We start from the raw sequence: 18,113 nt of genomic DNA on the forward strand, positions 1-18,113 counted from the left end.
TTCCGGGCGCGCAGGAGGTAGCCGCGAATGCTTAGCCGTATTGCCGAGTCCCTTTTTTGGATCGGCCGCTATGTGGAGCGGGCGGACGGTACCGCCCGCATTTTGGATGTCCACCTGGAACGCCTGAACCACCTCCCCATGGAGGAGCGGAAGAGCGTGGCGCAGGAGCTCCTGGCCGTCATGGGCGCCAAGCCGCAGAGCGAGGATTTCGGGCTGCCGGAACTGCTTCACGCCCTGGCCTATGACAAGACCAGCGCCACGTCCATTGCCGGTTCCCTGGGTGCCGCCCGTGAGAACGCCCGCCGTGCCCGCGAGACTGTGTCCTCCGGGCTGTGGGAAAGCCTGAACACCACCTACTACGGGCTGAGCCAGCACCGCAAGGACGTGGTGGGCACCTACCGGTTCTGCAACTGGACCCTGGAGCGCACAGCCATGGTCAGCGGCCTTGCCGACACCACCGTGAGCCACGACGAGAGCTGGCTCTTCCTGGTCCTGGGCCGTTCGCTGGAACGTGCCGACATGACGGCCCGGATGCTCTCCACCAGGGACGTCCTCTCCGCAGGCATGTCCTGGGTGAACATGCTCCGGTGCGCCGGCGCGTACGAATCCTTCCTCCGCACCCGCCGCGCTGCGTTCGGAGACCAGCACGCTGCGGAGTTCCTGCTCCTGGACCGGCTGTTCCCGCGGTCCATCGTCTATGCCCTGCGGGACGCGGACGAATGCCTGGCCAAACTCGACCCGTCCGCCCAGCGCGTGGGTTTCATCAACGATGCCCGCCGGATCGTGGGCCAGGCCCGGACCTTCCTCGAGTTCCACCGCACGGACGACCTCATGTCCGAACTGCCGGAGCACATGGAGCGGGTGCAGAAGGCGGTGTCCCAGGCCTCGGACGCCATTTCCCGTAAGTACTTCAATCAGGCGGATGAACTTGCCTGGGTGGGAGAAGTGTCATGACCCGGCTGAGCATCGTCCACAGGACGGCCTACAAGTACAACAAGCGGGTAACGCTGTCCTACAACGAGGCACGGATGACCCCGCTGACGGATTCACAGCAGGTGGTCCTGGAGTCCGTGGTGAAGGTCTCCCCGTCGCAGGCGGCAGTGAGCACCTACCGCGACTACTGGGGGACAAGGGTCACGGCCTTTGACATGCAGATGCCGCACGAAAACCTTGAGGTGGTCTCCAACATCACCGTCGAGGTGCACCGGGCGGAAAAGATCCCCGCGGAGGCAGACATCGTGGGCTGGGATGAACTGGCATCGCCGGAGACGCTTGATGCGTTCAGCGACTGGCTGCCGCAGTCCCGGCTGAGCGGTCCCGGCGACGAGGTCCTGGGCATCATCCCCGGCGTCGTGGCAGGGAAGAATCCGCACGAGGCTGCCATGGCGGTCTTTGCCTGGATGCGCGGGGAGATGACCTACATGTCCGGGTCCACTGCCGTCACCACCAACGCGGAGGAAGCCTGGGGCCAGCGCAAGGGGGTGTGCCAGGACCTGGCGCACCTGGCCATCGGTGCACTGCGCAGCTGCGGCATTCCGGCGCGCTATGTCTCCGGCTACCTGCACCCGCGCTCCAGCGCCGGAATCGGTGAGACCGTGGCCGGGCAGTCGCACGCGTGGCTTGAATGGTGGGACGGGGACTGGCGCAGCTGGGACCCCACCAACCACAAACCCGCCGGTGACTTCCATGTCACTGTGGCCAGGGGCCGCGACTACCGGGATGTGCCCCCGCTGAAGGGCATCCTGTCCGGCGGCGGCGGCTCCGCCCTGAAAGTCAGCGTGGAGATCACCCAGCTCGCCTGACGCGCCAGGTTCCCCGGCCTCCGTGGCCGGGGAACCCGCCGTCGGCCTATTCCTGGGACGCTTTGGCGGAGCCGCTGATCTGCGTCCACCACGTCATCGGATCGGTGACCTTGAAGCGGCGGCCCGTGACGCTGTCCGGGGTGATGCGCACGAACGCGTCCTTCCGTCCTGCCTGCCAGGGGAAGAGGTACAGCCGGGAAGTCTCCAGCACTTCCTCAGTGCTCTTGACCAGGGCAGCGGTGCCCTTGATGACCACGCTCCACGCCAGGCCCGTGCCAGGGTCCACGCCGTCCGCCTCCACCGCCACGGGGGCGTCGCCGGAGGCCGCCGACAGCTTGGTTCCCTGGCTGGTGCGGAAGACCAGCGTGCCGCCGTCCACGGTGAAGTTCACCGGGAAGATGTCCGGCCGGCCCTCTACGAGGACCGCCAGCCTGCCCACGGACACCGTCCGCAGCAACGCCCAGCATTCGTGGTGTTCGAGATTCTGCACTTGGGTGGATGACTCGTTGCTCATGCCGTGAGCATACCCGCATCACCAGGGGCTGGGCTTGTAATCCTTCAGGAAGACGCCATACTGGTCCTCGCCCTTTTCACCCATGACGATCGGATCGTAGACCCGCGCCGCACCGTCCACCAGGTCGAGGGGCGCGTGGAAGCCTTCCTCCATGAGCCGGACCTTGGTGAAGTGCGGGCGCTCGTCCGTGATCCAGCCGGTATCCACCGCCGTCATCAGGATGCCGTCCGCGTCCAGCATCTCCTGGGCGCTGGTGCGGGTCATCATGTTCAGCGCCGCCTTGGCCATATTGGTGTGCGGGTGGCCGGGGCCTTTGTAGGCGCGGGAGAACTGTCCCTCCATGGCGGAGACGTTCACGATGTACTTGCGCCTCGCCGTGGACCGCTTCATGGCGCCCCGGAGCCGGCTGACCAGCAGGAAGGGGGCGGTGACGTTGCAGAGCTGCACCTCGAGCATCTCCAGGGGATCCACTTCGTCCAGCACCTGCGTCCAGCTGTTGATCGTGGCAAGGTCCGGGACCAGGCCACCCGCGTCAATCGCGGTTCCGGAGGCGATACGTTCGAGTGACGCAGACCCGGTGGACAGCGCCAGAGAGGTGATCGCGTCGCCGGCCAGGACCGGGTGTTCGGTGACGCTGCCGGCAAGGGCCAAGGGGTGCTTGTCATGGGCGTGGCCGAACGTCAGGAGCTCAGGGCCGCCGTTGGCCTGCTCCAGGGCCGCCGGAAGCGGCTCGTCCTCTGCGTCCACCAGCGGCTTGTAGGCGTTGCCGGAGCGGCGCACGGTCTGGGCCGCGTTGTTGATGATGATGTCCAGCGGGCCGGCCTGGTCGAGTGAGTCAGTCAAGGCCATGACCTGGGCGGGATCACGCAGGTCGATCCCCACGATGCGGAGCCGGTGCAGCCAGTCCCCGCTGTCTTCCATCGCCGCGAAGCGCCGGGCAGCGTCCTTGGGGAAGCGGGTGGTGATGGTGGTGTGGGCTCCGTCGCGCAGCAGCCGGAGTGCGATGTACATCCCGATCTTGGCCCGCCCTCCGGTCAGCAGGGCCCGGCGGCCGGTGAGGTCGGTCCGGGCGTCACGCTTGCTGTGGCTGAAGGCCGCGCATTCCGGGCACAGCTGGTGATAGAAGGCATCCACCTGGGTGTAGTGCTGCTTGCAGATGTAGCAGGGGCGGGACCGGAGGAGGTGTCCGGCGATCTTTCCGGTGGCGGATGGTGCCAGCTTGTTGCCGCGGGTCTCGTCATCGATCCGGTCCGGGGCGGCGGTGGCGGTCTGGGCAATCACTGCGCGGTCAGCCTCGGCGATGGAATCACGCTTCGTGACCCTGCGGTGGCGCTTGACGGCCTTGAACATCTTTCCCGTGGCGCGGCGCACCGCGACATAGTCCGGGTGCTCCTCGTCGTAGGCATGGATGGTGTTCAGGACCTTGAGGCAGGCCTGGATGTCCTCAGGGGTCAGATCGGGGGAGCTCATTGGGAAAATTTTACAGCGTACGCCGCAGGCCGCGGCACCATGGGTGGCGCCCCGGCCTGCGGGTGGTGTGGGGTATGGCTACCTGCGGATCACCGCAGCCGGGCGGCCGGTGCGGCCTCAGCCGCGGCGGCGGCATGCGTGCCGGCCACCTTGTCCGCAGCCTCGCGGACGCCGGCGTACTGCTCCGCAGCGGCCTTGATGGCGTTCGGCAGGACGCTCAGGTGGCTGGCGGCGAGCTTGCGTTCCTCCTCGCCCGGTTCCGGGACTTCCTGGCCCTTGGCCAGGACGGTGATGCCGGACTCGGTGACCTTGAACCCGCGCGCCCTGTCCAGGTCAGGGTCCAGGCCGATGGCCGCACCGGCAGGGACCTTGACGTTCTTGTCCAGGATGGCGCGGTTGATGACTGCCCCTTCACCCACCTGCACTTTGTCCATCAGGACAGAATCGATGACCCGGGCGCTGGTTGCGACGTAGACGTCGTTGGACAGTACTGAGCCCTCCACCACGCCACCGGAAATCACTACGCCGTTGGCCACGATGGAGTCCAGCGCCGTGCCGACGGTATTGTTCTTGCCCCGGACGAACTTGGCCGGCGGGGAAATGCTCTGCCGGGTGTAGATGGGCCACTCGGAGTTGTAGAGGTTGAAGACCGGCAGCGGGGAGATGAGGTCCATGTGGGCGTCATAGAAGGAGTCGATGGTGCCCACGTCGCGCCAGTAGGTGCGGTCCCGCTCGGTGGAGCCCGGGATGTCGTTGAGCGTGAAGTCGTAGACGCCGGCCTCGCCCCTGTTGACGAAGTAGGGGATGATGTCCCCGCCCATGTCGTGCTTGGTGTCCAGGCGTTCGGCGTCCACGTGCAGCGCGGCCACCAGAGCGTCGGCGTCGAACACGTAGTTGCCCATGGAAGCCAGGAACTGGGAGGGGTCGGCAGCGAGCCCGGGCGTGCTGGAGGGCTTCTCCACGAACGCGGCGATCTTCTGGGAGTCGTTCTGGTCCACTTCGATCACGCCGAACTGGTCGGCCATGTGCAGCGGCTGCCGGACGGCCGCCACGGTGGCCTTGGCGCCGCTCCGGACGTGCTGGTCCACCATCTGGGCGAAGTCCATGCGGTACACGTGGTCCGCGCCCACCACGACGACGATGTCCGGGTTGGCGTCATGGATCAGGTTCAGGGACTGGTAGATGGCGTTGGCGCTGCCCAGGAACCAGCTCTTGCCGACGCGCTGCTGTGCGGGGACGGAGGCGACGTAGTTGCCGAGCTGGGTGGACATCCGCCATGCTTCGGAAATATGCCGGTCGAGGCTATGGGATTTGTATTGGGTGAGGACCACAATCTGCAGGTAACGCGAATTCACCAGGTTGGAAATCGCAAAATCGATCAGGCGGTAACTGCCGGCGAAGGGCACGGCGGGCTTGGCCCGGTCTGCCGTCAGTGGCATCAGTCTGTTTCCCTCGCCACCTGCGAGGACAATGGCCAGGACTTTTTTGGTCAACGGCATAATGGTCGCTCCTGTACGCCTTCGTAACTCCCCAAGACAGTCCGGTAGGCCCGGACTCCTTCACACTAGAACAGTTATCCGTGAACGACTACCTTGGGTCTTGTGCGAATAGACATTGTGACTAAAGAGTTCCCGCCGGAGATCTACGGTGGCGCCGGGGTGCATGTAGCCGAATTGAGCAGGGTGCTTAGTAAGCATGTTGACCTGCAGGTTCGCGCTTTCGGTGCTCCCCGCGATGCTGACTACCACGGAGCAACCGTGACCTCCTACCAGATTCCCGAGGATCTGGGCGGGGCCAATGCCGCGGTGCAGACCCTGGGTGTGGACCTGCGCATTGTGCCGGATGTCCAGGGCGCCGACCTGGTCCATTCGCATACCTGGTACGCCAACATGGCCGGCCACCTGGCCTCCCTGCTGCACGGAATTCCGCACGTTCTCAGTGCCCACAGCCTCGAGCCGCTGCGGCCCTGGAAGGCCGAGCAGCTGGGCGGCGGCTACGCCCTCTCCTCCTGGGTGGAGAAGACGGCCTACGAGGCCGCGGCGGCGATCATCGCCGTGTCCGAGGGCATGCGCCAGGACATCCTGCGCAGCTACCCCAACGTTGACCCGGACAAGGTCCGCGTGGTCCACAACGGCATCGACGTGGAGCTGTGGCAGCGTGATGAAAACGACGACGCCGTCCGCGCCCTGGGCATCGACCCCGCCAAACCGAGCGTCGTCTTTGTGGGAAGAAACACACGCCAAAAGGGCGTTCCCTACCTCCTGCGGGCGGCAGCGAAACTTCCGGCTGACGTCCAGCTGGTCCTGTGCCTGGGCGCTGCGGACACCCCGGAACTGGCGGCCGAAACCGCCGCGCTCATCGAGGAACTGCAGAAGCAGCGCACGGGCGTAGTGCTGATTGAACGGATGCTGCCGCGCCACGAACTGATCCAGGTCCTCAGCCACGCCACGGCCTTCGCCTGCCCGTCCATCTATGAGCCGCTTGGCATCGTCAACCTGGAAGCCATGGCCTGCGGCGCCGCGGTGGTGGCCAGCGCCACCGGCGGGATCCCCGAGGTGGTCCAGCACGGTGAAACCGGCCTGCTGGTGAATCTGGAACAGGTCACCGATGGCACCGGGACGCCCCTGGACCCGGAGAAGTTTGTCGCGGAGTTCGCAGCCGCCCTGACCGAAGTGGTGTCCGATCCCGCACGTGCCCGGGCCATGGGGAAGGCAGGCCGCGAGCGCGCCGAAAAGCACTTCTCGTGGGAATCAATCACGGAAACCACCCTTGAGGTGTACCGCTCGGTGCTGCCTGCCGGAGCCTGAGCGTCCCGGCAGTACAAACCACAACGGCGCCGCTCCCTTTGGCAGGGGGCGGCGCCGTCGTTGTTTGTGCCCGGTTCCGGGTGTCCGCCCGGGTCAGGCCTTCCGGCCCGCGGCCCTGGCAATCAGGACCTTCTCGTCAACCGGTTCCTGCCCGCTGGCGCGCTCAGCGCGGAAGTGCGCACGCGCCTCGTCCTGGCGGCTCTTTTCGGCGCCCGTGGCGATGGCCGCCCGGACGTGCTCGTCGCCGTACCCGAAGGCCTCCACGAGGTCCAGGGCGTGCGGGCGGATCTTCTCCAGCAACCTGTTGATGTAGCCGCCAACTGTGCGGGCCCGCTGCATGGAGAGGCGGCCGTTCATGAGGTACCACGACAGGTTCTTCTCAATCAGGGACAGGCCGAAGAGGTCACGCAGCCAGGTAAGGACCGTCCTGGTTTCCGCATCTTCCACCTCGCGGAGGGCGTCCGTGAACGCCTCCCACTGCAGCAGTTCAGCGTGCGCCTGGGCGGCGTCGATGAGTTCATTCTGGTGTCGGTTGAACAGGGCCGCGCCTTTGTCCTGCGACAGACGCTTGCTGCCCTTCAAAGCAGCACCGGCCTCAGCCACCATGGTCTGGACCCGGTCCGTGAGCAGGGCGCGCTGGCCTTCCTCGTCGCGGAGGGCGATTGCAGCCTTCTGGACCGACCCCGTGTCAGCCATGAACTGGGCCACCTGGCGCAGGCCGGTGCGGTGCACAGCGGCGCCCGCGGCCTGGTTCACCACATAACGGGCCAGCACTCCGAAGTCCACGTTACGGAACTCCTTGGCGTAGTCGGCCAGCAGGCGCTTGGCCACCAACTGGAGCAGCACGGTGTTGTCTCCCTCGAAGGTGACGTAAACGTCGAGGTCGGCGCGCAACGAGGCGAACCGGTTTTCGATCAGGAAGCCGGCACCGCCGCAGGCTTCACGGCATTCCTGCAGGGTGTCCAGGGCGTGCCAGGTACTGAGGGGCTTCAGCGCTGCGGCCAGGGTTTCCAGGTCCTGGCGGTCTGCGTCAGTGTCGTGGGCGCCGGAGAAGACGTCGTCGAACTTCTGCAGCAGCTGCTCGTGCGCAAAGCTGGCCGCGTAGGTGGCGGCCAGGCGGGTGAACAGGCGCCGCTGGTGCCGCTGGTAGTCGAGCAGGACTTCTTCCTCGGTGTGCGAGGACGCGTTGAACTGGCGGCGTTCGGTGGCGTACTGGATGGCGGCTTTCAGTGCCACCTTGGAGGCGGCCACGGCTGCGCCGTCCAGTGACACGCGGCCCTGGACCAGGGTGCCCAGCATCGTGAAAAAGCGCCGGCCGGGGCTGGCGATGGGCGATGTGTAGGTTCCGTCTGCGTCGACGTTGCCGTACCGGTTCAGGAGGTTGGTCCGGGGGACGCGGACGTTGTCGAAGTGCAGCCGGCCGTTGTCGATGCCGTTCAGGCCGCCCTTGACGCCGTCGTCCTCCCCGCCGATGCCGGGCAGGAACTCCTTGGTCTCCGGATCACGCAGGTCCACGTAGAAGGCGTGGACGCCGTGGTTGACACCGCGGGTGACCAGCTGGGCGAAGACAACGGCGCCGAGTCCGTCATTGGCCGCGTTGCCGATGTAGTCCTTCCAGGCGGCGCGGAACGGGGTGTGGATGATGAACTCTTCGGAGGCGGGCTCGTAGGTTGCAGTGGTGGCAATGCTTGCCACATCGGAGCCGTGGCCGGTCTCGGTCATGGCGAAGCAGCCGGGGATTTCCAGGCTCATGATTCCGGGCAGCCACTTGGTGTGGTGTTCTGCGGTCCCCAGGTGCATCACGGCGGATCCGAAAAGTCCCCACTGGACCCCCGCCTTGATCTGCAGGGACGGGTCTGCCACCACCAGCTCCTCGAAGCCGGCGATGTTGCCGCCGTGGTCGTCGGAGCCGCCGAGCTCCGACGGGAAGGCGCGGTGCACGGCTTCATTGTCCACGAGGTACTTGAGTTGGCCGAAGACGCGGGCACGGTGTTCGGTGTGCGTCAGGCCTTCGATCTTGTGCAGTTCGGGCCTGGCGGCCAGATCCCGTGCCTGCAGCCGGACATCGGCCCACTTGCCCAGGAGTTGCCGGCCCAATGCCTCGACGTCGACGGCGGGCTCGGGGCTTTCGTCCAGGGGCTTGGCTGCAGGGGTTGCGGCGGGGCGGAGACCCTTGCGCGCGGGGCGGTCCACTACGTCAGTCATGTCACAGTCCTTCTTTGGCGGATAACTTGGTGGTCGGTGAAGCGGGGGTGAGTTCGGGGACGATGCCCACGCACAGCCATGCGGTGATCTGGCGGGCCATGGTCTCCTGGTCTGGTTTGGCAGGGGAGTCCGGGGTGCTTAGCCATTGTTCGCCGGCATTCCGGACCAGGCCGATTGCCGCCTTTGGCCAATAGCCGATGACGGTTTCCCTGACATCGCCGAGGTGTGACCGCATGGGGGTGGCGATCATGTCCGCGATGGCGTCGAAAAAGGGGCCCAGCGGTCCGCCGGGCGCAGCAGGGTGCGCGGGGGCGGCGGTATCACCTGGCGCGTAGCTGGTGACAAAGGTGTAGACGTTGGGGCTGGTATCGGCCATCTGGAGGTAGGCCGAAACCATGGCGAGCAGGCCCTCCCGGGGCGTGAGGGCGCTTTGGGCGGCCTCCTGGATGCGGTGCTGCATCTGGCTGAGCACCACCTCACCCACCGCCTGCTGCAGCCCTGCCTTGTCCCCGAAGTAACGGTAGAAGACCGACTTCGACGTTCCGGCCGCTGTGGCGATGTCCTCCATGGAAGCGTCGCTGCCCAGGACGTGCACCGCGCGGCGGGCCTGCTTGATAAGTTCCCTGCGCCGTTCCTCCCGGTGGCTCTGCCAGCGGGATGAACGCCCGTCGGAGCTCGCCGGCGTGGGCAGTTCGATGGTCAGGGGGGAGTGCGTGTCCTGAAGGTTCACGATACCCAGCGTATCAGGTACGCTGGGTATCGGTAACCACTTGTGACCAGAGGAGCCCTCCATGTCCACAGAAGGACAGTCCATCCCCGCAGGCGGATCAGCCACGCCTGCCGTGCCTTCAACCCGCAGGGCGGTGATCATCGGCGGCAACAGGATCCCGTTCGCCCGGGCCGGGGGAGCGTACGCCAAATCCTCCAACCAGGACATGCTGACGGCGGCCCTCGATGGCCTGATCGCCCGCTTCGGCCTCCAGGACGAACGCATTGGCCAGGTGGCGGCGGGCGCGGTACTCAAGCACTCGCGTGACTTCAACCTCACCCGCGAAGCCGTTTTGGGATCGGCGCTCTCTGCCGAAACTCCCGTGTACGACCTCCAGCAGGCGTGCGCCACAGGCCTTGAAACCGTGGTTGGCCTGGCCAACAAGATCAAGCTTGGACAGATTGATTCCGCCATTGCCGGCGGCGTCGACTCCGCGTCCGATGCGCCCGTGGTGGTCAGCGAGGGGCTCCGCGAGGTCGTCCTGGACCTTCACCGGGCCAAAACCCTTCCCCAGCGGCTCCAGATCCTCAGCCGGCTCCGACCCAAGGACCTGGCCCCTTTGGCCCCGGGCACAGGGGAGCCGCGGACCGGCCTGTCCATGGGCGAGCACCAGGCCCTGACCACTGCACAGTGGAAGATCTCCCGGGAAGCGCAGGACGAGCTGGCATTGAACAGCCACCACAACCTTGCTGCCGCCTACGACTCCGGGTTCTTCGACGACCTGATGACCCCCTACCGGGGACTGACGCGCGACGGGAACCTGCGGGCCGACACTTCACTGGAGAAACTCGCCTCGCTGAAGCCGGTCTTCGGCCGCAACCTTGGCGCAGACGCCACCATGACAGCGGGGAACTCCACTCCTCTGACCGACGGTGCTTCCACGGTGCTGCTGGCCTCCGACGAATGGGCTGATGCGCGCGACCTGCCCAAGCTGGCAGCCGTGGTGGACGCCGAAGCTGCCGCGGTTGATTTTGTCCACGGCAAGGACGGGCTTCTCATGGCTCCCGTGTTCGCCGTGCCCAGGCTCCTCGCCCGGCAAAACCTGACGCTGGCCGACTTCGATTACTTCGAGATCCATGAAGCATTTGCCGCCACCGTCCTCAGTACCCTTGCAGCATGGGAGGACGACGAGTTCGGACGCACCCGCCTCGGCCTTGAGGGTGCGTTGGGCAGCATCGACCGTTCCCGCCTCAACGTCAACGGGTCTTCGCTGGCAGCAGGCCACCCCTTTGCTGCCACCGGTGGCCGCATCGTAGGCACCCTGGCCAAGATGCTCCACGCCAAGGCTGCTTCCACGGGGCGGCCGGCGCGGGGCCTGGTGTCCGTATGCGCGGCCGGCGGCCAGGGCGTCGTCGCGATCCTGGAATCCCTGTAGGAGGCGGCTATGGCGGACACGTACACACAACTGGTCAACAGCGGCCTGGGCCGCAACGTGGCAAAGAAGCTCGGCCTCCCGCAACCTGCGGTCCTTCGCCGTTACCAGCCCGGGCAGCCACTGGTGACCGGACCCGTCGTCGTCCTCGGTGATACTCCGGGGGCGGACAAGCTCGCTGCAGAACTGCTGTCCTGGGACCTCGACGTCCGGCGGCACGCCGTGCCGGCCGAAAAGCTGGGTGCCATCATCCTGGTCCTTGATGAGCTCGCTCATCCGGCAGACCTGGAGAAGCCCGTCCTGGCGGCGGCAGGGTCCCTCCGGGACCTGCGGGCCGGCGGCCGGGTCATCACCTTGTCCCGCCCGGCGTCGGAAGCCTCCTCGCCCGAAACCGCGGCAGCGCGGCAGGGGGTGGATGGCTTTCTGCGGTCCCTGGCCAAGGAACTGCGGGCAGGTGCAACAGGCAACGGCGTCGTCCTTTCTGGCGGTACCACCGCCACCAGCCCCAGTGCCCTGGGCGCCTTAAGGTTCTTCCTCTCCGGCCGGTCAGCGTTCGTTGACGGACAGTTCCTCACCGTGTCAACGGAGGACGGCAGTCTTCCCACAGACCCGGAGCAGCCGCTGGCAGGCAAAGTGGCAGTTGTCACCGGCGCGGCCCGCGGCATCGGCGCCCAGATCGCCAGGACGCTGCACCGCGACGGTGCCACCTTGATCCTGGTGGACATTCCTGCGGCGGGGGACCAGCTGGCCGCAGTGGCAAACGCAGTGCGCGGCACCGCGCTGCAGCTCGACATCACCGGCGCGGATGCGGGCCAGCGGATCATCGACCATGCCGTGCAGCGGCACGGGCGGCTGGACATCGTGGTGCATAACGCCGGCGTCACGCGGGACAAACTCCTGGCCAACATGGACCAGGCACGGTGGAACGCGGTGATCAACATCAACATTGCCGCCCAGCTCCGCATCAATGAGGCACTGCTGGCCTCCGCACACTTCCGGTCGGCACCGCGTATTGTTTCGGTTGCTTCCACCAGCGGCATCGCCGGAAACCGGGGACAAACCAATTACGCGGCGTCCAAGGCAGGAGTGATGGGAATGGTGCGTGCCACCGCCCCCCTGCTCGCGTCCCACGGAGGCACCATCAATGCCGTGGCTCCCGGATTCATCGAAACCGAGATGACGGCGCGCATCCCCTTTGCCGTCCGCGAGGTGGCACGGCGGCTGAACTCCCTGCAGCAGGGGGGCCTGCCGTCCGATGTCGCGGAGACCATCGCGTTCCTGGCCAGCGAAGCCGCCGGTGGGATCAACGGGGAGGTGCTGCGGGTGTGCGGGCAGAACCTGGTGGGGGCATGACGGTCCAGCAACCGGTGGTCCTGGCCGAAATGCCGTCATTGTCCAAGCTTTACGTCAATGCCGCCGCGCAGGCGGCACGGCGCAGGCTCCTGGGCACGCACGACTCGTCAGTCCTTCCGGCGGAGAGCCATGAAGTCAGGGGCGTCACGGTGGGGGTCGAGAACCTTACCGCGTATCAGCACCTGATCGGCGAAACGGCCAGTGACGTCCTCCCTGCCGGCTTCATCCACGCGATCGCGTTCCCGTTGGCCATGAGCGTCATGAACAGGGACGACTTCCCGCTGCCCCTGCTGGGGATGATCCACCTGCGCAACAGTGTTGAGCAAAGATCACCGCTGGTGTTCACCGATGTCCTTGACATAACCGCCCGGGTGGAAAACCTCCGCGGCCACCGTGCTGGGACACAGGTGGACGTCGTGGCGGAAGTGCGGCGTGCCGGCTCCAGCGATGTGCATTGGTGCGGGGTTTCCACATACCTGGCCAAGGGAGTGTTCCTGCCGGGGATCGACAAGCCCACCGCCACCGCGCCCAAGGCGGATTTCACGGCACCTGACCCAACGGCCCTGTGGCACCTGGGCGTGGACACCGGCCGTGCGTATGCAGCGGTCTCGGGGGACTTCAACCCCATCCACCTGAGTGTGCTCTCGGCCAAAGCCCTGGGCATGCGGCGGTCGATAGCGCACGGCATGTACCTGGCGTCCCGGGCGCTCGCGGACGCTGGCCCCGCCCGGGGCGACTCGTTCAGGTGGGACGTGGAGTTCGAGGCCCCGGTCTTCCTGCCCTCCCGGGTCGCCCTGGAGATCGCGACGGAACAGGGCGGGGCCGGAGCATGGAAGCGATCCAGCTTTGTCGCCTGGAGTCCGCGGTCGGGGCGGCGCCACTTCAGCGGGACAGTTTCGGCCCTGTAATCACGGCCGGGGAGCTTGGGCTTCGTCTCCGGGACGCGGGCGGCCGGCCTGGTCCTGGGGACGGACCGCCCGGAGGATCCGGTGGAGGCTGAGGAGGACCGATTCTGACGCAGGGACCGTTCCCTGGTCTGCCGGCCTGCGGGCGGTGGCAGCCATACAGGCTTCCACCGCCGCCTTGGCGGCGTCATAGCGGTCCCTCCGGCCCTGCTCGTTGCCGTCGGTATCCGTGGACACCAGTTGTCCGGTTGCGGTGATGGCGTCGGCCAGGGGCTCGTTGTCCTGCAACGGGATGGCATACGGCACGTCGTCTTCCCAGATCACGTCAGACAGCACATCCGTCATGTCCTGGATATGGAACGTGACCCGCTCCAGGTCCTGCAGGTCGCGAAAGTCCTGGTCCATGTCACGCGGGTGCAGCTTCCGGCGGGGGTTGGCCCTGCGGCTGGCATCGGCTTCCTTGACCAGGTGGCGCACGGATCTTGCGGCCTCTGCCAGTTCGTCCGACCTGCGCGACCAGTCTTCGTGCTCTGGGGGCCACTTTTCCTTCAGGGCGGCGCCCATATCCAGCAACTGCTTGCCCAGGGCGACCCTGAGGTCGGCCAGGCTCGACGCCGCCGCGTTGAGGTGCAGGGGTGGGAAAATCAGGAAGTTCACCGCAATGCCCACCGCCACTCCGGCTGCCATCTGCACGAGGTATCCGTAGGAGAAATCTTCGGCGTTACTGCCGCCGACCAGCAGAACCAGCAGGGCCGCCGTCGGAATCCAGTCACTGCCTGAACCGATGCCCGGCAAGCCGCCCAGCAGGACTCCCACCCCCATGAACACGGCGACCGTCAGGGGCGAGGGCGCACCGATGCTCACCAGGACGAAGGCAAGGCCGATTCCCATCGCCAGCCCCGCCAGGGCCTGCGCCCCCTGCTTCACGGACCCGGCGACATTGTGATACATCGCCACCAGGGCGCCCAGCGGCGCGTAGTACGCGTAGTGCGAGGCGGCGCCCGGCATAAGGGGTGCGATGGCGAACGCCAGCCCTGCGGCTATGGCCGCTTTCCCCGCCAGTTGCAGCCGCTGCGCCGCGAAGGCAGCAGAAAGCCCCGCCACTGATTGTCTAAGAAGTTGGGTCCCCCGAGCCCACCGTGCATCCGGCCGTGCCTGAGTATCGCCCATCCGGACAACAGTAGGGCCGGGGGTGCGTCAGGACAAACCGGCTGCTGAACGCCGTACCGCAGCGGCCAGGCGGTGGGCACGGCCCGGAGTGCGCCCCTCTTCCGCGCGCCGGGGGATGTAACCGAAGCCCAGGCCATAGGACGGATCCGCAAAACCAAGGGCCGCGTTGGCCCCCTCGTGGCCGAAGGCACGGTGGCTCCCGAAGTTCCGCGAGGGGTGGGGCTTCATGAAGACGACCGCGAAGGCATTGTCCAGGCCGGAGGACCGGTCCAGGCCCCACACCTGCTCCCGGGTCATTGCCGCGACGGTCCCCGCTGTGAGGAACGGCTCACTGCCCTCCACGCCGGTGGTCGCTGCCGCATACAACCGCGCCAGCCCGTCGGCGGACCCTACCCCGCCCGCCGCGGACATGCCCGCGGCGCGCACCGAGCGGATGTTGGGCAGCTCCATGATGGTGCTGACCGGGGCGTTGCCGTTCATGCCATCGAGGCTGAGCGGGTCGACCCACGCCTCGGACGGGTCTGCTTCATAGAGGACATCCCGATACCTGGCGTCCTGGTCCTCCGGCAGCCCCAGGAAGAAATCCACGTCCCGCGGCTTCCGGATTCTTTGGTCATAGATGTCCTGCAGGGACTCACCCGTAGTCCGCCGGCACAGTTCCTCCATGAGGATGCCGATGGTGAGCGCGTGGTAGCCGAACTGGCGGCCGGGCTCCCAGGAGGGAGCGGCATCCGCGAGCCGGGCGGCAGCCCTCGACGTGGTGAACTCGTCCAGGGCAAAGCCGCCCTCGACACCCAGCAGCCCCGCCTGGTGCGACAGCGCCTCCCTGACCAGGAGCCTGTCCTTTCCGTGCGCGGCAAACTCGGTCCAGTAATGCGCCACGGTCTGGTCCAGGTCAAGGACGCCGTCCTGGACCAGCAGGGCGATGACCAGTGCGGCGACGCCCTTGGAGCAGGAGTAGGCGCCGGTCAACGTATCCGGTGCCATGTCCGGGCCCCCGGTCAGGCGTACCACCGGCACCCCGTTCCGGTAGGCGGCCAACTGCGCGCTGTAGCGGGAGTCCTCCGCGAGGAAGGACTCAAACAGTGCCAGGACGCCCTCGTACCCCGGCGCCACGAAACCCAGAGAAGTCTGCATGCCTTCCAGTGTAGGAGGAATGCGGTTTCCTTCAGGGTTTTGCTCAGGCGGCCGCGCCGTGTCCCGCAGCGACTTCCTCGCCCGGCCGGACCGGCCCCGGCGGCGTGCCCCCGCCAAACGGCCGCCCGCCCAGCGACTCCCGCCCGTGGTCCGTCAACCATCCGAATAGGTCCGGGCCGGCCGGGACGATCCCCGTAGGGTTGATGTCCTCATGCACGACGTAGTAGTGCCGCTTGATCTGCACGAAGTCGATGGTGTCTCCGAAGCCGGGTGTCTGGAACAGGTCCCGTGCATATCCCCACAGGTTGGGCATCTCGCTCAGCTTCTGGCGGTTGCACTTGAAATGACCGTGGTACACGGGATCAAACCGTGCCAGCGTGGTGAACAGCCGCACGTCCGCTTCGGTGATGGTGTCGCCCACCAGGTACCGCTGCTGCGAGAGGCGCTCCTCAAGCCAGTCCAAAGCGGTCCACAGCCGCTGGTACGCCGAATCGTAAGCCTCCTGCGATCCGGCGAAGCCGCAGCGATAGACGCCGTTATTGACCTCGGTGAACACCCGCTTATTCAGTTGGTCGATTTCTTCGCGGAGATGCACCGGGTAGAGCTCCGGGGCACCCGGCCGGTGGAACTCTGTCCACTCGGTCGAGAAATCGAGGGTGATCTGCGGGAAATTGTTGGTCACCACTTCACCACTGTGGACGTCGACGATGGCGGGCACGGTGATTCCCCTCGGGTACCCCGGGAAGCGCTTAAAGTAGGCTTCCTGCAGGCGCTCTATGCCCAGGACCGGATCCACTCCGCCCGGATCCAGGTCGAAGGTCCAGGAACGCGCGTCGTGGGTTGGCCCGGGCTGGCCCAGCGAAATGGCTTCTTCGAGCCCCAGCAGCCTGCGGACAATGACCGTCCGGTTCGCCCACGGGCAGGCCCTGGCGGCAATCAGGCGGTAGCGCCCTGCTTCCACTGGCCACCCCGGCTCGCCGTTGCTGCCGGGAGAAGCATCCCTGGTGATGCGGTCCTCTATGTAGTTGGTGTCCCGGGTGAATTCGGCTCCGCCTGTCACATAGGCGCCGCGGGTGCTGTGCCCGTTGGTGTGGTCGGTCGCTGCGGTGGTGCTTTCCGTTTCCTGGCTCATGCCACAAGCCTATGCGCCACCCCTGCGCCCTAGGCGCCTTGCAGCAGGATTACCGAGATGGGCTGCCAGGCCACCAGCCATGCGCCGGCGACCAGGAGCGTGAACAGGCCAATCCAGATTCCGGACGGAACAGACGTGGCACGGTACAGGAGATACGCGTCCGAACTGCTGAGACGGTCCCGGCGGCGGAGGTGGACGTGGGTGAGTTTGAGCAGGTCCCGCACCGCGGCGACGAGCAGCGCAAGGCCGAAAATGACGGCCACATGCCCCACGGCGGGAGGCGGCGCAAGGAAGGTGAGGGAGCCTGCTCCGCCGATGGCAGCGCCGGTGATGACGAATCCGGCAAGGTTGCGGAGGAACAGGAGCGTAGCGGCCAGCACCAGCGCACTGACGGCCATGGCGGCGGGTCCCCACCCGTTCAGCCCGCACCAAACAAAGGCGGCGCCCGCCAGGGCGGGCACGGGGTACCCCCAGAAGCAGGACCAGGCGGCGGCCAGCCTGCTTCTGCTGTAGGTGGTGGTGGTTCCGGAGTGGTCAAGCCGGAGGCGGATACCGGATAACCGCTGTCCGGAGGTCAGGGCAGCAAAAGCATGGCCAAGCTCGTGCGTCACCGTGGCGAGGAGGCCGAAGTAGCGCCAACTGCGCCGGGGGATGGACAGCCCGACGGCGGCCGCCACCGACAGCAGCATCTCCACCCACGTGACGGTGGGAACGTTCGCCTGGGTGAATGCCGTGGCGAACGTCTCCCATAAGCTGGCGGGGCTGGCCACCGTTGCCTCCTGGCTGCCGGGTAGGCATGGTTGGTGTCGACGTCGTCTGTACTGTCCCCAACGCTACCCGGCTGAGCTGGGTGAAGGCTTAATGGGCACGGGGGCCGGCGGCCGGGCCAGCGTTTAAAGCCGAAAGGCACGCCTGATGCGGCGTGCCTTTCGGGCGGGACCGGGCGAACCTGCCCCTCGGAAAGCTTCTGGACTAGCCTTCGCACTCGGTGCAGTAGCTGTGGCCGTCTTTTTGCCGGGCAATCTGGGACCGGTGGCGGACCAGGAAGCAGGAGTAGCAGGTGAATTCATCCTCAGCCTGGGGGATGACCTGGACTACGAGCTCCTCAGCGACGAATTCGCCGCCAGGGACCCCGGCGCCGTCCAGCCCGTCAGCCTCGTCCAACTCCTGCACAACACTGCGGGCGTCGGGAGCATTCGCTGACTGGAGCTGCTCGAGTGAGTTGTCCTGCGATTCCTTGACGTCGGAACGCAGTTCATCGTAATCGGTTGCCACTTTGGGTGCTTCTCTTTTCTTTGATTGGCTGTCGGGTATGAAACGTACAGCATCAAGCCGGTATTCCCCAACAGGGAGCGTAGATCCACTGCCGATTGGGTAAAGGTTCTAAGGAGCGGCCGCGGGTTTAGAACCGCTGTGCGGCTGCATGGGCAGTGGAGGGGCGGCCGGGCTGTTCCCTCCCGGTGACGGAAGGGGCGGT

The 18,113-nt window shown here is 66.5% G+C and carries 16 protein-coding genes; 6 read left to right on the forward strand and 10 right to left on the reverse strand.

Annotated features, from left to right (window positions below; translation table 11 throughout):
* Positions 1-27: 27 nt before the first annotated feature.
* Positions 28-954, forward strand: coding sequence for an alpha-E domain-containing protein (locus LDO22_RS03135; RefSeq protein WP_141160461.1), 927 nt, complete (start codon positions 28-30; stop codon positions 952-954).
* Positions 951-1,802, forward strand: coding sequence for a transglutaminase family protein (locus tag LDO22_RS03140; protein WP_159632016.1), 852 nt, complete (start codon positions 951-953; stop codon positions 1,800-1,802). Before LDO22_RS03135 ends, LDO22_RS03140 begins: the two co-directional genes overlap by 4 nt.
* Before the next feature lie 46 nt (positions 1,803-1,848).
* Here LDO22_RS03140 and LDO22_RS03145 read toward each other — a convergent pair whose 3' ends face one another.
* The 3 genes from LDO22_RS03145 to glgC form a co-directional block, all read right to left on the reverse strand.
* Complete coding sequence (locus LDO22_RS03145) at positions 1,849-2,316, reverse strand: pyridoxamine 5'-phosphate oxidase family protein (RefSeq protein ID WP_224026070.1); 468 nt, start codon at positions 2,314-2,316, stop codon at positions 1,849-1,851.
* 18 nt (positions 2,317-2,334) lie between these two features.
* Positions 2,335-3,786 (reverse strand): SDR family NAD(P)-dependent oxidoreductase, encoded by a 1,452-nt coding sequence (locus LDO22_RS03150; protein ID WP_224026071.1) that lies wholly within the window; start codon positions 3,784-3,786, stop codon positions 2,335-2,337.
* A gap of 89 nt (positions 3,787-3,875) precedes the next feature.
* Complete coding sequence (glgC, locus tag LDO22_RS03155; RefSeq protein ID WP_224026072.1) at positions 3,876-5,285, reverse strand: glucose-1-phosphate adenylyltransferase; 1,410 nt, start codon at positions 5,283-5,285, stop codon at positions 3,876-3,878.
* A 102-nt stretch (positions 5,286-5,387) separates the two neighbouring features.
* Here glgC and glgA point away from each other — a divergent pair, with 102 nt between their 5' ends.
* Positions 5,388-6,593: a glycogen synthase gene (glgA, locus tag LDO22_RS03160; RefSeq protein WP_224026073.1), complete on the forward strand. Its 1,206-nt coding sequence runs from the start codon at positions 5,388-5,390 to the stop codon at positions 6,591-6,593.
* Between the two features lie 93 nt (positions 6,594-6,686).
* Here glgA and LDO22_RS03165 read toward each other — a convergent pair whose 3' ends face one another.
* Together LDO22_RS03165 and LDO22_RS03170 are read right to left on the reverse strand one after the other, a co-directional pair.
* Complete coding sequence (locus LDO22_RS03165; protein WP_224026074.1) at positions 6,687-8,798, reverse strand: acyl-CoA dehydrogenase; 2,112 nt, start codon at positions 8,796-8,798, stop codon at positions 6,687-6,689.
* Between the two features lies 1 nt (position 8,799).
* Positions 8,800-9,528 carry a TetR/AcrR family transcriptional regulator gene (locus LDO22_RS03170; protein ID WP_224026075.1) on the reverse strand — a complete coding sequence of 243 codons (729 nt, stop codon included), beginning with the start codon at positions 9,526-9,528 and terminating at the stop codon, positions 8,800-8,802.
* A 61-nt stretch (positions 9,529-9,589) separates the two neighbouring features.
* Between LDO22_RS03170 and LDO22_RS03175 the strand changes: the two genes are divergently transcribed.
* The 3 genes from LDO22_RS03175 to LDO22_RS03185 are packed head-to-tail and all read left to right on the forward strand — an operon-like array spanning position 9,590 to position 13,200.
* Positions 9,590-10,942 (forward strand): acetyl-CoA C-acetyltransferase, encoded by a 1,353-nt coding sequence (locus tag LDO22_RS03175; RefSeq protein ID WP_224026076.1) that lies wholly within the window; start codon positions 9,590-9,592, stop codon positions 10,940-10,942.
* A gap of 9 nt (positions 10,943-10,951) precedes the next feature.
* The gene (locus LDO22_RS03180; RefSeq protein ID WP_224026077.1) at positions 10,952-12,292 is read left to right on the forward strand and encodes a 3-oxoacyl-ACP reductase; all 1,341 of its coding nucleotides are present in this window, start codon (positions 10,952-10,954) and stop codon (positions 12,290-12,292) included.
* Positions 12,289-13,200, forward strand: coding sequence for a MaoC/PaaZ C-terminal domain-containing protein (locus LDO22_RS03185; protein WP_224026078.1), 912 nt, complete (start codon positions 12,289-12,291; stop codon positions 13,198-13,200). Before LDO22_RS03180 ends, LDO22_RS03185 begins: the two co-directional genes overlap by 4 nt.
* On the opposite strand, the gene LDO22_RS03190 is transcribed toward LDO22_RS03185, so the two are convergent.
* The 5 genes from LDO22_RS03190 to LDO22_RS03210 form a co-directional block, all read right to left on the reverse strand.
* Positions 13,201-14,301 carry an FUSC family protein gene (locus tag LDO22_RS03190; RefSeq protein ID WP_159632008.1) on the reverse strand — a complete coding sequence of 367 codons (1,101 nt, stop codon included), beginning with the start codon at positions 14,299-14,301 and terminating at the stop codon, positions 13,201-13,203. It lies immediately after the preceding gene.
* 93 nt (positions 14,302-14,394) lie between these two features.
* Complete coding sequence (locus LDO22_RS03195) at positions 14,395-15,504, reverse strand: serine hydrolase domain-containing protein (protein ID WP_224026079.1); 1,110 nt, start codon at positions 15,502-15,504, stop codon at positions 14,395-14,397.
* A 43-nt stretch (positions 15,505-15,547) separates the two neighbouring features.
* Entirely contained in the window at positions 15,548-16,636 is a 1,089-nt protein-coding gene (locus LDO22_RS03200; protein WP_224026080.1) for a glutathione S-transferase C-terminal domain-containing protein, read from the reverse strand.
* A 29-nt stretch (positions 16,637-16,665) separates the two neighbouring features.
* A complete protein-coding gene (locus LDO22_RS03205; protein ID WP_224026081.1) occupies positions 16,666-17,406 on the reverse strand; it encodes a M50 family metallopeptidase in 741 nt (246 codons plus the stop codon).
* Between the two features lie 202 nt (positions 17,407-17,608).
* Positions 17,609-17,911, reverse strand: a complete 303-nt coding sequence (locus tag LDO22_RS03210; protein WP_018761323.1) for a DUF4193 domain-containing protein — start codon at positions 17,909-17,911, stop codon at positions 17,609-17,611.
* Positions 17,912-18,113 lie beyond the last annotated feature (202 nt).

This window comes from Arthrobacter sp. NicSoilC5, assembly GCF_019977395.1.
In the GTDB taxonomy this organism is placed as follows: domain Bacteria; phylum Actinomycetota; class Actinomycetes; order Actinomycetales; family Micrococcaceae; genus Arthrobacter.